12 protein-coding genes and 1 pseudogene are annotated in these 15,887 nt (G+C 65.5%); 9 read left to right on the forward strand and 4 right to left on the reverse strand.

From position 1 onward, the window contains the following. The first annotated feature begins 1 nt into the window (after position 1). From CH291_RS19405 to proB, 9 genes are all read left to right on the forward strand, one after another. Positions 2–2,677 (forward strand): valine--tRNA ligase, encoded by a 2,676-nt coding sequence (locus CH291_RS19405; RefSeq protein ID WP_094688398.1) that lies wholly within the window; start codon positions 2–4, stop codon positions 2,675–2,677. Continuing rightward, entirely contained in the window at positions 2,678–4,108 is a 1,431-nt protein-coding gene (gene folC / locus CH291_RS19410; RefSeq protein ID WP_094688399.1) for a bifunctional tetrahydrofolate synthase/dihydrofolate synthase, read from the forward strand. Further along, entirely contained in the window at positions 4,105–4,494 is a 390-nt protein-coding gene (locus tag CH291_RS19415; RefSeq protein ID WP_094670662.1) for a DUF4233 domain-containing protein, read from the forward strand. The genes folC and CH291_RS19415 overlap by 4 nt, the downstream gene beginning before the upstream one ends. Before the next feature lie 69 nt (positions 4,495–4,563). Then, positions 4,564–4,977, forward strand: a complete 414-nt coding sequence (gene ndk / locus CH291_RS19420) for a nucleoside-diphosphate kinase (protein WP_032394582.1) — start codon at positions 4,564–4,566, stop codon at positions 4,975–4,977. Between the two features lie 505 nt (positions 4,978–5,482). Next, complete coding sequence (locus tag CH291_RS19425; RefSeq protein ID WP_094688540.1) at positions 5,483–8,923, forward strand: translation initiation factor IF-2 N-terminal domain-containing protein; 3,441 nt, start codon at positions 5,483–5,485, stop codon at positions 8,921–8,923. A 235-nt stretch (positions 8,924–9,158) separates the two neighbouring features. After that, positions 9,159–9,470, forward strand: a complete 312-nt coding sequence (gene rplU / locus CH291_RS19430) for a 50S ribosomal protein L21 (protein ID WP_032394581.1) — start codon at positions 9,159–9,161, stop codon at positions 9,468–9,470. Positions 9,471–9,531: 61 nt separating this feature from the next. Then, complete coding sequence (gene rpmA, locus CH291_RS19435) at positions 9,532–9,795, forward strand: 50S ribosomal protein L27 (protein ID WP_032379202.1); 264 nt, start codon at positions 9,532–9,534, stop codon at positions 9,793–9,795. Between the two features lie 175 nt (positions 9,796–9,970). After that, the gene (gene obgE / locus CH291_RS19440) at positions 9,971–11,422 is read left to right on the forward strand and encodes a GTPase ObgE (protein ID WP_037193128.1); all 1,452 of its coding nucleotides are present in this window, start codon (positions 9,971–9,973) and stop codon (positions 11,420–11,422) included. Between the two features lie 2 nt (positions 11,423–11,424). Next, positions 11,425–12,564, forward strand: coding sequence for a glutamate 5-kinase (gene proB, locus CH291_RS19445; protein ID WP_179276613.1), 1,140 nt, complete (start codon positions 11,425–11,427; stop codon positions 12,562–12,564). Here proB and CH291_RS19450 read toward each other — a convergent pair. The 4 genes and pseudogenes from CH291_RS19450 to ectA form a co-directional block, all read right to left on the reverse strand. Next, entirely contained in the window at positions 12,537–13,388 is an 852-nt protein-coding gene (locus tag CH291_RS19450; RefSeq protein WP_094640217.1) for a Sir2 family NAD-dependent protein deacetylase, read from the reverse strand. The genes proB and CH291_RS19450 overlap by 28 nt on opposite strands. 118 nt (positions 13,389–13,506) lie before the next feature. Beyond that, positions 13,507–13,905, reverse strand: coding sequence for an ectoine synthase (locus tag CH291_RS19455; protein WP_032379201.1), 399 nt, complete (start codon positions 13,903–13,905; stop codon positions 13,507–13,509). Positions 13,906–13,946: 41 nt separating this feature from the next. Then, a complete protein-coding gene (gene ectB, locus CH291_RS19460) occupies positions 13,947–15,224 on the reverse strand; it encodes a diaminobutyrate--2-oxoglutarate transaminase (protein ID WP_256980928.1) in 1,278 nt (425 codons plus the stop codon). Positions 15,225–15,272: 48 nt separating this feature from the next. Then, positions 15,273–15,845, reverse strand: a pseudogene (gene ectA / locus CH291_RS27280) (diaminobutyrate acetyltransferase); the annotation flags it as partial. Positions 15,846–15,887 lie beyond the last annotated feature (42 nt).

Genomic DNA, 15,887 nt, shown 5'->3' on the forward strand with positions numbered 1-15,887 from the left:
GGTGACCAGTTCAGCGCCAGAGCACTCAGAGAACCCCGCCGATTCGATCGACCTGCCCAAGAGCTGGGATCCCAGTGCGGTCGAGGCGGAGCTGTACCGGTCCTGGGTCGACGCCGGGTACTTCGAAGCCGACGCGACCAGCGGCAAGCCGCCCTATTCCATAGTGTTGCCCCCGCCCAACGTCACCGGCAGCCTGCACATGGGCCACGCCCTCGACCACACGCTGATGGACGCGCTCAGTCGTCGCAAGCGGATGCTCGGGTACGAGGTGCTGTGGTTGCCGGGCATGGACCATGCGGGCATCGCCACGCAGACCGTCGTGGAGAAGCAGCTCGCCGCCGACGGAAAGACCAAGGAAGAGTTCGGCCGCGAGGCGTTCATCGACAAGGTCTGGGACTGGAAGCGTGAATCCGGCGGAACCATCGGTGGGCAGATGCGACGCATCGGCGACGGTGTCGACTGGAGCCGAGAGCGGTTCACCATGGACGACGGCCTGTCCGAGGCCGTCCAGACCATGTTCAAGCGGATGTTCGACGACGGTTTGATCTACCGCGCCGAGCGACTGGTCAACTGGTCGCCGGTGCTGCAGACCGCCATTTCCGACATCGAGGTCAAGTTCGAGGACGTCGACGGCGAACTGGTGTCGCTGCGATACGGCTCGCTCGACGATTCCGAGCCACATGTCATCGTCGCGACCACCCGAGTCGAAACGATGCTCGGCGACACCGCAGTCGCGGTCCACCCCGACGACGAACGGTACAAGGCTCTCGTCGGCACCACCCTCGAGCACCCGTTCACCGGACGACAGATCCCGATCATCGCCGACGACTACGTGGACCCCGAATTCGGCACCGGCGCAGTGAAGATCACCCCGGCACACGACCCCAACGACTTCGAGATGGGCGTGCGGCACTCGTTGCCGATGCCCTCGATCATGGACAAGGCAGGCCGGATCGCCGATACCGGAACGCAATTCGACGGTATGGATCGCTTCGAGGCGCGCGTGAAGGTTCGTGAAGCACTCGCCGAGCAGGGCCGCGTCGTCGCCGAGAAGCGCCCCTACCTGCACAGCGTCGGCCACTCCGAGCGTAGCGGTGAGCCGATCGAGCCACGTCTGTCGCTGCAGTGGTGGGTCAAGGTCGACACCTTGGCGAAGGCGGCCGGTGACGCAGTGCGTAACGGCGACACCGTCATTCATCCCAAGAGTCAGGAACCGCGCTGGTTCGCCTGGGTCGACAACATGCACGACTGGTGCATCTCGCGTCAGCTGTGGTGGGGTCATCGGATTCCGATCTGGTACGGACCCGACGGCGAGACCGTCTGCCTCGGACCGGGGGAGACGCCGCCCGAGGGCTGGGAGCAGGATCCCGACGTCCTCGACACCTGGTTCTCGTCCGGGCTGTGGCCCTTCTCGACGATGGGGTGGCCCGACGCCACCGCCGATCTCGAGAAGTTCTATCCCACCGGCGTTCTCGTCACCGGATACGACATCCTGTTCTTCTGGGTCGCCCGCATGATGATGTTCGGCACCTACGTCGGAGCGGACGACGCGATCACCGCGGGAAAGCAGGGGCCGCAGGTTCCGTTCCGAGATGTGTTTCTGCACGGCCTGATTCGAGACCAGTTCGGCAAGAAGATGTCGAAGTCGCGCGGTAACGGCATCGATCCTCTCGACTGGGTCGATCGTTTCGGTGCCGACGCGCTGCGCTTCACGCTCGCCCGCGGCGCGAACCCCGGTGCCGACATGTCCGTCGGCGAGGATCACGCGCAGTCCTCGCGCAACTTCGCCAACAAGCTGTTCAACGCAACGAAGTTCGCGTTGATGAACGGCGCGGCACCGGCCGATCTCCCGTCGCGGTCCGAGCTGACCGACGCCGACCGATGGATCCTCGACAGGCTTGAACAGGTTCGGGCAGAGGTGGATTCGGCGTTCGACCGTTACGAGTTCAGCAAGGCCTGCGAGGCGCTCTATCACTTCGCCTGGGACGAGGTCTGCGACTGGTACCTCGAGATCGCCAAGGTGCAGTTCGCCGACGACGCCATCGCCGTCACCACGCGCGGGGTTCTCGGCAACGTTCTCGACGCCCTGCTGCGACTGCTGCATCCGGTGATTCCGTTCGTCACCGAAACGCTGTGGAAGGTGCTCACCGGCGGCGAGTCGCTGGTCATCGCCGCGTGGCCCACCGCCTCCACCGATTCGCTGGATTCTGTTGCGGCACAGCGCATCGAAGACATGCAGCGACTCATCACCGAAATCCGTCGGTTCCGCAGCGATCAGGGACTCAAGCCGTCCCAGAAGGTGGCGGCCCGCATCGTCGGAGTCTCCGAATCGGATCTGGACGGGCAGATTTCGGCGGTCACCGCACTGGCTCGACTGACCGAGCCCGCCGAGGACTTCGCGGCGACGGCGTCGGTCGAGGTGCGTCTGAGCAAGGCCACCGTGGTCGTCGAACTCGACACCTCGGGCACCGTCGACCTGGTCGCCGAGCGGGCCCGACTGGTGAAGGATCTCGCGGCTGCGGAGAAGGAACTCGCGCAGACCACCGGCAAGCTCGGCAACGAAGCGTTTCTCGCGAAGGCACCGGATGCGGTGGTGGACAAGATCAGAACACGCCAGACGATCGCCGGCGAAGAGATCGCACGCATCACGGCGCGGCTCGAATCGATGGGAACCTAAGTGACCGAATCCGACGAGGCCCTGCCCCTGCCTCCGCCGAGCCCGGTCGATCTGGCCGAGCTCGCACTCGTGGAGGCCGAGCTCGACAAGCGTTGGCCCGAAACGAAGATCGAGCCGTCGACGGCTCGGATCTCGGCGCTGATGGACCTGCTCGGCTCGCCGCAGAGGGCGTATCCGTCGATTCACGTCGCGGGCACGAACGGCAAGACCTCGGTGACCCGCATGATCGATGCGCTCCTCACCGCGTTCCACCGGCGCACAGGCCGCACCACCAGTCCGCACCTGCAGATGGCGACCGAGCGGATCAGCATCGACGGCAGGCCCATCTCGCCGCGGCTCTACGTCGACACCTACAACGAGATCGCTCCGTTCGTGGACATGATCGACGCGCAGTCCGAGGCAGCGGGCGGACCCCGCATGAGCAAGTTCGAGGTGGTCACGGCCATGGCGTTCGCGGCGTTCGCCGAGGCCCCGGTCGAGGTTGCCGTCATCGAGGTCGGACTCGGCGGGCGTTGGGACGCCACCAACGTCGTCGACGGCGACGTTGCCGTCATCACCCCGATCGGCCTCGATCACGTCGAGTTCCTCGGCGACGATCTCGCGACGATCGCGGGAGAGAAGGCGGGGATCATCAAGAAGGCACCGGAATCGCTGGTGCCGCGCGATACCGTCGCGATTCTGGCGAAGCAGCAGCCCGAGGTGTCCGAGGTCCTGCTGCGGGCGGCGGTGCAGGCGGACGCGGCGGTGGCCCGAGCCGGGTCGGAATTCACCGTCCTCGGCAGGCAGATCGCCGTGGGAGGCCAGCAACTGGAACTGCAGGGGCTCGGCGGGGTGTACACCGACGTCTTTCTTCCCTTGCACGGCGAGCATCAGGCGCACAATGCCTCGCTCGCACTCGCGGCGGTCGAGGCTTTCTTCGGTGCGGGTCCGGATCGTCAACTCGATCAGGACACCGTGCGCGGTGCGTTCGCCACGATCGTCAATCCGGGTCGGCTCGAGCGGGTGCGCAACGCCCCGACAGTGTTTCTCGACGCCGCGCACAACCCACATGGGGCAGCAGCGCTCGCCGCTGCCCTCACCGACGAATTCGATTTCCGCAAACTCGTCGGCGTCGTCAGCGTCATGGCGGACAAGGATGTCGGAGCAATCCTCGACGCGCTGGAGCCGGTGTTCGACGACATCGTCGTCACCCACAACGGGTCCGCGCGGGCGATGGACGTGGACGCGTTGGCCGACATCGCGGTGGCCAAATTCGGCGACGAACGCGTCGTGGTGGCGTCGACCCTGCCCGATGCGCTGGAAACGGCGATCGGGTTGGCCGAGGAAGTCGCCGAGCCGGGTGAGGCCGTGTCCGGTGCCGGAGTCGTGGTGACCGGATCCGTGGTGACCGTCGGTGCAGCTCGCACTCTGTTCGGAAAGGACCCCGCGTGAGCGAGACAGAGTTCAGACCACCCACGAACGATCCGTGGAAGGGGTTCCGCGGTGTCTGTGCAGGAACGTTGGTACTCGAAGCCATCGTCGTTCTGCTCTCGCTGCCTGTGGTCGCCGTCGTGGGCGGCGGTGCAACGTGGTTTTCGACCACGTACATCGTTCTCCTCGCGGTCGCGATGATCGCAGGCGCCGGCAAGCAGGGTGAGCCCTGGGCGATGAAGTTCAATCTGATTCTGCAAGTGTTCGTTCTGTTCGGAACGGTGTTCCATCTGTCCATCGGCATCGTCGGCCTGATCTTCATCGCCGTGTGGCTGTATCTGCTGTACCTGCGCCGTGACATCACCGAGCGAATCCGACGGGGGATGCTGCCGGGGCAGCGCGACTGACAGGGGAAACCTGTCGGTTTCGGCGATGCGGCGCGCGCCGCATCGCTGTGTTCCATTACTGTTCTCGACGTGACCGACCGCACCCTTGTACTGATCAAGCCCGACGGAGTTGCCCGGCGTTACGTAGGAGAGATCCTCGGCCGCGTGGAGAAGAAGGGTCTGAGCATCGTCGCACTCGAGCTCAAGACCGTCTCCCGCGAACTGGCCTCGGCTCACTACGCGGAGCACGAGAGCAAGCCGTTCTTCCCCGAGCTGCTCGAGTTCATCACGTCCGGACCGGTGGTGGCCGCAGTTCTCGAAGGCCCGCGCGCCATCGCTGCATTCCGTCAGATCGCAGGCGGCACCGACCCCGTGGCCAAGGCGGTTCCCGGCACCATCCGTGGTGACCTCGCCCTCGACGGTCAGCAGAATCTGGTGCACGGATCGGATTCCGTGGAATCGGCCGAGCGCGAGATCGCACTCTGGTTCCCCGGCCTCGCCTGACCGTTCCGCCTTCGACACGAAAAGCACCGCCTCCTTCCGGCCACGCCGCATCCGCTCGGAACCCGAACGGTGCGGCGTGGCGAGTACGCATCACAGCGTGTGGGATACTCGACGACAGATCGACTTCACTGCACCAGTACGTACAGGTTTCACGCTCCACCCGAAGCCCAGGCTTCACCGAAGTTCGCTAGACCGGTGTGGTGTATTCGATCGGATGACTGTCGTCTATCCGCGGCCCGTCATCGCAGATGCTCGAACGAGAGACAGGCTCGTTCGCGTTCTTGCTTGATGATCAGGCGCTCGGATCGCCGGTACACCACCATCCAGCCAGGCACCGCACACGCTGTCGTCGACCACCGAGAACTACGAAGTGGTCATCGGCTCGGGTGCGGAGCGAGACCGAACAGCTGACGTCCAACCCGACGTGAGTACACAAGGATTGCCCTCGCGTGGCCGCGTCACACCCGAAGTCGGATGGACGCGCCCGGGGGCCCGAGGAGACTACGTGGCCGATCAAAGCCCGCCCGAAGATGTACAGAACGCAAACGCAGGTCGTACGGAGCCTCCCGGCGCGGTGTCGTCTGTGGAAACCGACGCGGCGTCGTCGGCGCAACCCGACACGATCGAGCTGCCGACCAGGCTGCGCGTGCACGCTCTGGCAAAGATTCTGGGCGTCACCAGCAAGCAGTTGCTCGTCACCCTCGGTGAGCTCGGCATCGAAGCGCGCAGTGCACAGTCGAGCCTGAGCCGTGACGTCGCGGAGTCCGTTCGTGACTCGGTCAACGCGCCCACAGCGCCCACCGGGCAGACAGTCGAGTCGTCGACTGCCGCGCAGCCGGAGCCGGTTGTGGAGGAACCTGTCGAGGCACCCGCCGTCGAGGCCCCGTGGTCCGAGCCGCAGCTTTTCACCAGCGCGCCCGCTCCGGAGCCGGAGACCGATCGGTCCGCGGCAACGACCGACCAGCCCACCGCGACGACGTTCACCACCCCGCTGTTTCTGCAGCCCGCAGCCGTGGACGCCCCAGCGACGGAATCGGCGGAGTCACCGGCGGAGCCCCCGGTGCGCCGTCGCCGCAGCCGCAAGGCAGCGCCCAAGGACGAGGTCGCCAGCACCGGCAGCAGCACGGACACCGATGGCAGTGAGTCCGCGGTGACGCCGGAGACCGCTGCACCCGAGACTGCTGCACTCGAGACGTCTGCAGTCTCGACCGACCGGTCCTCTTCTGAGACCGACGAGTCGACCGCCGCCGAGGGATCGACCGACGGTGACGGGGACGACGATCAATCTCAGCCTCGACGCCGCCGCCGTGGCCGCCGTGGACGCGGCCGTGGTCGCGGCGAGCAGTCTTCGGACGAGTCGAACGACGACAATTCCGACGACGATTCCGACGGCGACTCGGAGACCACTGATTCGGCCGACGCAGAACCGACCGATTCCGACTCGGACGAGTCCTCGTCGAGTGACGAGCAGCAGTCGAACTCGGGACGACGCTCGCGTCGATCGCGCACTCGCAGCCGCACCTCGGACCGGCAGAACTCCGATTCGACCGATTCCTCCGACGAAACGCGCACCGCGGACTCCTCGGCCGAGGACGGCGACGACGAGTCCGATTCGGGTGCCCAGGACAATTACGACGACTCCGACAACGGCGGTTCGGACGGAGACGGCTCCAGCCGTCGTCGTCGACGCCGTCGCCGGCGCAAGACCGGAGCAGAGGCCGCTGCCGAGGGCACCTCGTCCGAGGACGATCCGCCCAACACCGTCGTGCACGAGCGCGAGCCGCGCAACAAGAGTCGGGCACCCCGGGACGAGGTCCAGGGAATCACGGGCTCGACGCGTCTCGAGGCCAAGCGTCAGCGCCGCCGCGACGGGCGCGATGCCGGTCGTCGTCGGCCGCCGATCCTCACCGAGTCCGAGTTCCTGGCTCGCCGCGAATCCGTCGACCGCGTCATGGTCGTGCGTGAGAAAGCGACTCCGGATCACCCGCTGACCACTCAGGTTGCCGTGCTCGAAGACGGTGTGCTCGTCGAGCACTTCGTCACCAGCAGTGCCACCGCGTCCATGGTCGGCAACGTCTACCTGGGCCGCGTACAGAACGTGCTGCCCAGCATGGAAGCAGCCTTCATCGACATCGGGCGTGGCCGCAACGGCGTGCTGTACGCGGGCGAGGTCAACTGGGACGCTGCGGGCTTGGGCGGAAACTCACGGAAGATCGAGCAGGCTCTCAAGCCAGGCGATCAGGTTCTGGTCCAGGTCAGCAAGGACCCGGTGGGGCACAAGGGTGCTCGCCTGACCACGCAGCTGTCGCTCGCGGGTCGTTTCCTCGTCTACGTGCCCGGTGGAAGTTCCACCGGCATCAGCCGCAAGCTGCCCGACACCGAGCGCAAGCGTCTGAAGGAGATCCTCCGCGACATCGTGCCTCCCGAGGCCGGCGTCATCATCCGTACCGCAGCGGAGGGCGTCAGCGAAGAAGAGCTCGCACGCGACGTGACTCGCCTGCAGGCGCAGTGGGCCAGCATCGAAGAACGCTCGGCCAACGCCGAAACCGGCAAGGGCGTGCAACCACAGACGCTGTACGAAGAGCCCGACATGCTCGTCAAGGTCATCCGTGACCTGTTCAACGAGGACTTCTCCAAGCTCGTCATCGAGGGCGACAAGGCGTGGACGACGACGTCGAACTACGTCGAGACCGTGGCCCCGGACATGATGGAGCGGCTGCACCGATACGAGGCCGACGGCAGTTCCGTCGACGTCTTCGCCGCGCACCGCATCGACGAGCAGCTGGCCAAGGCCCTCGATCGCAAGGTCTGGCTGCCGTCCGGCGGCACCCTGGTGATCGATCGCACCGAGGCGATGACCGTCGTCGACGTCAACACCGGCAAGTTCACCGGCTCGGGTGGCAATCTAGAAGAGACGGTCACTCGCAACAACATCGAGGCCGCCGAGGAAGTCGTGCGCCAGATGCGGCTGCGAGACATCGGCGGCATGATCGTCGTCGACTTCATCGACATGGTGCTCGAGTCCAACCGCGATCTCGTACTCCGACGACTCACCGAGTCCCTCGGACGCGACCGGACTCGCCACCAGGTCTCCGAGGTGACCTCGCTCGGTCTGGTGCAGATGACCCGCAAGAAGCTCGGCACGGGGCTCGTCGAGGCGTTCTCCACCACGTGTGAGCACTGCCAGGGTCGTGGCATCGTCGTGCACCCGTTCCCCATCGACGCCAAGCCGGACAACGACGGCGGTCGGTCGAACTCGTCGCGTTCGGAATCGGGCAACTCGGGAACGAGCAGCAGGCGTCGTCGTGGCAAGGACAACAAGGCCGACGGCAACGATCGGTCCGACGGCAACGAGCGGGCCTCCTCGAACGATCGGGCCGGTGCGGCAGACGGTCAGGACCACCCCGTGGTCGATCCGTCGATCAAGCGGGCGCATCCGGTGGCGCTGGCCATGGCGGCGCACCACGACGACGTGGTGGCCGACGTCAGCCCCGCCGATGTCGAGACACCTGCCCCGGAAGCTCCCGGCGGCGACGCCGAGGTGACCGTGGTCTCCGCCGACGATGTGGAGGTTGCGGCTGCTGCGGCGGCCGACGCGGAGACGAACGTCACGGCAGCCGATGCGGCCACCGAGACAGAGGCCGACCGGCCTTCAGCCGAGCCGGTGGCACCGAGGGCTCGACGCGGACGGCGGGTGGCGCGCAAAGCAGCCGCGCCGACCGGCACAGCGCCCGACGCGGGCATGGTGATCGTCGTTCCTGCCGCGGACGACTCCGCGGACGCCACGACCTCCGACCAGGCAGGGACGGCACCCGACGAGGTGGCGGCTCCGCTCACGGCGGCGGCCGAACAGTCCGTGGAGCCGGTGGAGGTGCCGGCGGCACGTCCTCGCAGACGGCGCGCAGCAGCGCGGCCTGCAGGGCCTCCGGTGGACATCGATGCCTAGCATCGCGGGGCAGTTTGACCCTGGCCGTCTCTCTGCCGTAACCTTGATAGGTCGCTCCCGGTGACACCGTTCTGCTGTGCCGTAGTGGCCTTGCAGGAAGCAACGGTTCTCGAGCGGGCCTAGGTGAACATCGCCGTGGCCGGCCGATAGGGAGCAAGCAAACACGTTTTACCAGACCAGTCGTGTTGCCATGTGCAACGCGAGCAAGTTCGAAGAAGCAAGGGGTAGCCCTCCGATGGCAACGTACGCGATCGTCAAGACCGGCGGAAAGCAGTACAAGGTCGCTGTTGGTGACCTCGTCAAGGTCGAGAAGATCGAGGGAGCGCCCGGCACTGCTGTCTCGCTTGCTCCGGTCCTCGTCGTAGACGGATCCGACCTGACCACAGATGCAGACAAGCTGGCGAAGATCTCGGTCGCCGGTGAGATCGTCGAGCACACCAAGGGCCCGAAGATCCGCATCCACAAGTTCAAGAACAAGACCGGATACCACAAGCGTCAGGGACACAGGCAGAAGCTCACTGTCCTCAAGGTCACCGGCATCAAGTAACCAGGTCCCCGGCAGGACCTGAGTTCTCCCAAGCTGATTCACCCCGAGGAGGGTATGCAACATGGCACACAAGAAGGGCGCATCAAGCTCCCGTAACGGTCGCGACTCGAATGCTCAGCGCCTCGGCGTCAAGCGTTTCGGCGGCCAGACCGTAGGCGCAGGCGAGATCCTGGTTCGTCAGCGTGGCACGCACTTCCACCCCGGCGTCAACGTCGGCCGTGGCGGCGACGACACCCTGTTCGCACTCGCCCCCGGCGCAGTCGAGTTCGGTGCCAAGCGCGGTCGCAAGACCGTGAACATCGTTCCGGTTGCTGTAGAGGCCTAGTCCTTCTGCAGCGCTGGCGCTCACGATGGCCGACGCGACCGGGCAACTGCTCGTGTCGACCATCCACGGCGTACGTTCACAGCTCCCGATAGGGGCGGACCAGGGTCATGAGACCGGTCCGCCCCTATCGCTTTTTTCTCCCGCTTTCTCTTTCACGAAAGGATCGAAGACAGCTATGTCACGATTCATCGACCGCGTGGTGCTGCACGTCAGCGCCGGCAAAGGTGGCAACGGCTGCTCTTCGGTTCACCGCGAGAAGTTCAAGCCTCTCGGCGGCCCGGACGGCGGTAACGGAGGGCAGGGCGGCGGAGTCGTGTTCGTCGTCGACAGCAACGTCCACACTCTGCTCGACTTCCACTTCTCCAGCCATGCCAAGGCAGGCAACGGAACTCAGGGCATGGGTGGCAACCGTGAGGGTGCCAACGGCGAGGACCTGATTCTCAAGGTTCCCGACGGCACCGTCGTGCTCGACAAGAAGGGCAATGTGCTCGCCGACATGATCGGCGAGGGAACACGTTTCGACGCCGCACCCGGCGGCCGCGGCGGCCTGGGCAACGCAGCTCTGGCCTCGAAGGCTCGGCGCGCACCCGGATTCGCGCTGCTCGGCGAAGAGGGCATCGAACGCGAGCTCGTCCTCGAACTCAAGTCCGTCGCAGACGTGGGCCTCGTCGGTTTTCCGTCGGCCGGTAAGTCGTCGCTGGTCTCGGTGCTGTCCGCAGCGAAGCCGAAGATCGCCGATTACCCCTTCACCACATTGGTGCCCAACCTCGGCGTGGTCTCCAGCGGAGACACCACCTTCACCGTCGCAGACGTTCCCGGGCTGATCCCCGGCGCGAGTCAGGGCCGAGGTCTCGGTCTCGACTTCCTGCGTCACCTCGAACGGTGTGCCGTTCTCGCGCACGTCGTCGACTGCGCCACACTGGATCCCGGCCGCGACCCGATCTCCGACGTCGACGCCCTCGAAGCCGAGTTGGCCGCATACAAGCCGGCGCTGTCCGGGGACGCCAGCCTCGGCGATCTGGCCGATCGGCCCCGCATCGTGGTGTTGAACAAGGCCGACATTCCAGAGGGTGCCGAGCTGGCCGAGATGGTCACCGCCGAGTTCGAGTCCCGTGGCTGGCCCGTGTACACCATTTCCGCGGTGACGCGTGCCGGTCTCAAGCCGCTGACGTTCGCATTGGCCAAGCTCGTCGAGGAGTACCGCACCGCGCATCCGGCTCCCGAGCCGCGGCGTCAGGTGCTGCGCCCGGTCGCTCGGAACGACGACAGCTTCAAGGTCGTCAAGGATCCGGACATCCCGGACGGCTTCATCGTTCGCGGTACCCGACCCGAGCGTTGGGTGCGTCAGACGCAGTTCACCAACGACGAGGCCGTCGGCTACCTCGCCGACCGCCTCGCGCGGCTCGGAGTCGAGGACGCACTCATCAAGGCCGGCGCTCAGCCCGGTGCTTCGGTCACCATCGGCGACGTGTCGTTCGACTGGGAGCCGCAGACTCCGGCCGGTGTCGAGATCACGATGACAGGCCGTGGCACCGATGCCCGTCTCGATCAGGTCGAGCGCATCGGCGCATCCGAACGCAAGCATGCCCGCCAGGTACGTCGCGGGCTCGATACCGAACAGGAGTAGACGTGGCGGCGGTGCGTGAATCCGATTCGCTCGCAGAGGCTCTCACCGATACCCGTCGCACGATCGCCGATGCCAAGCGCATCGTGGTCAAGATCGGTTCCTCGGCGCTCACCAGCCTCGACACCGGTCTGGATCTGACTCGACTCGATCTGCTCGCCGACGCCATCGAGTCTCGGATGCGCAGCGGTACCGATGTGGTGGTCGTGTCCTCCGGTGCGATCGGCGCAGGGATGGCACCGTTGGGCCTGACCAAGCGTCCACGGGACCTGGCCACCAAGCAGGCTGCTGCGAGCGTCGGTCAACTCGCTCTGGTTCATGCGTGGAGCTCGTCGTTCCACCGGTACGGGCGCACGGTCGGACAGGTTCTGCTGACCGCCGAGGACATCGCGCGGCGAACCAACCACCGCAACGCTCAGCGCACCCTGGATCGGTTGCGCTCACTCGGTGCCGTGGCCATCGTCAACGAGAACGACACGGTCGCCACCGCAGAGATCCGGTTCGGTGACAACGATCGCCTGGCTGCTCTGGTCGCCCACCTCGTCGGTGCGGACGCACTGTTCCTGCTCTCGGACGTGGACGGGTTGTACGACGGTGATCCCCGCAAGGGCAGAGCGACACTGATCCCGGAAGTGACCAGCCCCGAGGATCTCGACGGTGTCGTCGCCGGTTCGGGGGGAGCGCTCGGCACCGGCGGAATGGCCTCCAAGCTGTCCGCTGCGCGTCTCGCGGCCGACGCCGGCGTTCCGGTGCTACTGGCCGCGGCATCCGATGCTGCCCATGCGCTGACGACGTCCGCGGTGGGTACCGCTTTCGCTGCCCGGCCGACGCGATTGTCGGCGCGCAAGTTCTGGGTCCGTCACGCTGCCGATGCTGCGGGAGAACTGCACCTCGACGCCGGGGCCGTGCGTGCCGTGGTGGAGCGGCGACGATCGTTGTTGTCCGCTGGTATCACGTCGGTGACGGGAGCTTTCCACGGCGGAGACGTGGTCTCGTTGGTCGACCACGCGGGTGTACTGGTGGCTCGCGGGGTCGTCGCGTACGACTCGGGGGAACTCGCCGGGATGCTCGGGAGGTCGACAGGGGAGTTGGCCGCAGAGCTTCAGCGCCCGGTGGTTCATGCCGACGATCTGGTTCCTGCCTGATCGACGTCGTCGGCCAACGCGGTCGCTACCTCGGAACACCCGGCGTGCAGTGTGAGAGAAGCGAATTCGTCGCCCCGAGTGGTGCCGCGGTTGACGATGACGATGGGCTTCGACGTCTTGGACGCGTGTCTGACGAACCGCAGGCCCGACATCACGGTCAGCGAGGATCCGAGCACCAGCAGCGCGTCGCTTCGGTCGACGAGATCGTATGCCTCGGCCACGCGCGGTTTCGGTACGCTCTCACCGAAGTAGACGATGTCGGGTTTGAGTATGCCCGAACATGATTCGCAGTCGACCATGCGGAAGTGTGCGGTCGAGGAAATGATGGCGTCGGCATCGGGGGCGATCTCGACGCCGTCCGCTGGCGCAACGGACTCGAGGAAACCGGGATTGGCACGATCGAGTCGGCGGGCCAACTCGAAGCGCGAGATCAACCGCTCGCAGTTCAGGCAGCGAACTCGGGCGTAGACGCCGTGCAGGTCGATGACGCGTCGGCTGCCCGCCTTGGTGTGCAACATGTCGACGTTCTGGGTGATGATCCCGGTGACGACGCCTGCCCGTTCGAGTCGGGCGAGCGCTCGGTGGCCGTCGTTGGGCACGGCGGCGTCCATGTGTCGCCACCCGACATGGTTGCGGGCCCAGTAGTGCCGGCGGAATTCGGCGTCACCGATGAACTGCTGGAACGTCATCGGGTTTCGAGGCGGTGACTGCGGACCGCGGTAATCGGGAATCCCGGAGTCGGTGGACATGCCCGCGCCGCTGACGACGGTGACGGTCTTCCCGTCGAGCAGGGAAGTCAGCTGCTCGTACGGTGCCGCGGACACAGGGGTTGCATTCACTTCGTCCAGGATAGCGATCCCTCGCCGGATGGGCACCGTGGATACGCCAACGGCCCGCACCGACCTGGATAGCGTCGGTGCGGGCCGTGAGGACGTGCCGGTGTTACGCGGGTACCTCGACGAGGGGGTACACACCGTTCTCGTCGTGCGTCTCGTTGCCGACGACGGGAGGATTGAACACGCAGAGCATGCGCATCTGGGTACGCGGCTCGACAGTATGGCGCTCGTGTCCGTTGAGCAGGTACATCGATCCCGCACCGAGCTCGTAGGTCTCGCCGGTCTCGCGGTCCGTGAGCGTTCCCTCGCCCTCGATGAGCCAGACGGCCTCGACGTGGTTGGCGTAGTGGAAGTTGTTCACCGTACCGGCCTGGATCGTCGTCTCGTGGAACGAGAATCCGACCTTGTCGCCGCCGAGGATGATTCTCTTGCTGCGCCAGTTGCCGTCTTCGCTCGAGATGTCGCGGTCGGTACCGGTGATTTCCTGCGTGGTGCGAACGATCATGTCGATGTCCTCCTTCGATTTCGGTGCGTGCGAACGGGTCTCTAGGAGAGGACCTTCGCGACGGCACTTTCGATGATGTCCAGGCCGCGATCGAGCTCGTCGATCGTCGTGGTCAGCGGGGGAAGCAGCTTGACGACCTCGTCCTTGGGGCCGGCGGTCTCGACGAGCAGACGCTCGTCGTAGCACAGCTGAGACACCTTGCCTGCGAGTTCTGCGTCGTCGAACACCAGGGCCTGAACCATGCCGCGGCCGCGGGTGGAGATGCCGTCGAACTTGGCGCACAGCTTCATGAACCGGTCCTGGATGTGCTCGCCCTTGACCAGGGTTTCCTTCTCGAACTTGTCATCGGACCAGTAGTGGTCGATGGCGGCCTTCGCCGTGACGAACGAGGGATTGAAGCCGCGGAAGGTGCCGTTGTGCTCGCCCGGCGACCACACGTCCAGCTCGGGCTTGAAGAGAGTCAGCGCCAGCGGCATGCCGTAGCCACCGATGGACTTGGACAGCGTGACGATGTCCGGGGTGATGCCTGCTTCCTCGAACGAGAAGAACTGGCCGGTGCGTCCGCAGCCCATCTGCACGTCGTCGACGATCAGCAGGATCTCACGGCGCGAGCACAGCTCGGCCAGGGCGCGCAGCCACTCGGGGCGCGCGACGTTGATGCCGCCCTCACCCTGGATGGTCTCCACGATCACTGCGGCCGGGCGGTTGAATCCGCTGCCGGAATCGTCGAGCACGCGCTCGAACCACTGGAAGTCCTCGGTGACGCCGCCGAAGTAGTTGTCGTACGGCATCGGAGTGGTGTGCACCAACGGAATTCCGGCTCCCGCTCGCTTCATCGAGTTGCCGGTGACCGACAGCGCGCCGAGGGTCATGCCGTGGAATGCGTTGGTGAAGTTGATGATCGCCTCGCGGCCGGTGACCTTGCGAGCGAGCTTGAGTGCGGCCTCGACGGTGTTGGTGCCCGTCGGCCCGGGGAACTGAACCTTGTAGTCCAGGCCGCGGGGATCGAGGATGTTCTTCTTGAACGACTCGAGGAACTCCCGCTTGGCGACGGTGGACATGTCGAGTCCGTGCGTGATGCCATCGCTGGTGATGTAGTCGACCAAAGCGCTCTTGATCAAGTCGTTGTTGTGGCCGTAGTTGAGAGCGCCTGCGCCACCGAAGAAGTCGAGGTAGTCGTTGCCGTTCTCGTCGGTGATGACCGAGTTCTTCGCGGTGGTGAACACGGCGGGCCACTGGCGGCTGTAGCTACGCACGCCGGACTCGACGGTCTCGAATACATCGGGCTTCTCTGTTGTCACGGTGTTCTTTTCGGTCATGTTCTGCTTGTTCCTTTCGTAAATCCGCGACGCGTCGGGGCCTACTGTGTAGAGCTCCTCGGCTTCGTGGCTATCAGGGAAATCGTTGGGCGCGAACAAATCCGACCTGACGATATCGGTGCCTCGCTTGCGTGCGAGGCTCGTGAAGGTTGCGATCGACGCTTCGTTGTCCGGGCTGATCGTCGTTTCCAGATGCGTGATGCCCTGTGGCTCGAGGCGGTCGAGCAGCTCCATCAGCATGCGACCGGCAAGTCCCTTGCCACGCTGATCCGCATCCACGGCGACCTGCCACACGAACAGTGTGCGCGGGGCGTCCTGGCGGATGTATCCGGTGACGAAACCGACTGCGCGGCCGTCGATGTCGGATACGACGGTGGTGGCCGCGAAATCACGGCACCACAACACGTACGAGTAGCTGGAATTGAGATCCAGAACTCGCGAATCTCTTGCGATCTCCCAGAGCCGGACTCCGTCGGAGATCTGTGGCTTACGAAACTTCACTGCGTCCGGCGCAGTGAGCGGGGTACCTCTCAGCAATGCGGGCTTCATGGGAAATACAAACGTAACAAGGTCGCCGAGGCATATCGAGTGCGCCGGGAAATCGACCCCGGAATCGGACATGCTTCCCCAGGTTAACCCGTCAATGTGATGCTGGTCACTTCA

It is taken from the genome of Rhodococcus sp. 14-1411-2a, from assembly GCF_002259485.1.
GTDB lineage: Bacteria > Actinomycetota > Actinomycetes > Mycobacteriales > Mycobacteriaceae > Rhodococcoides.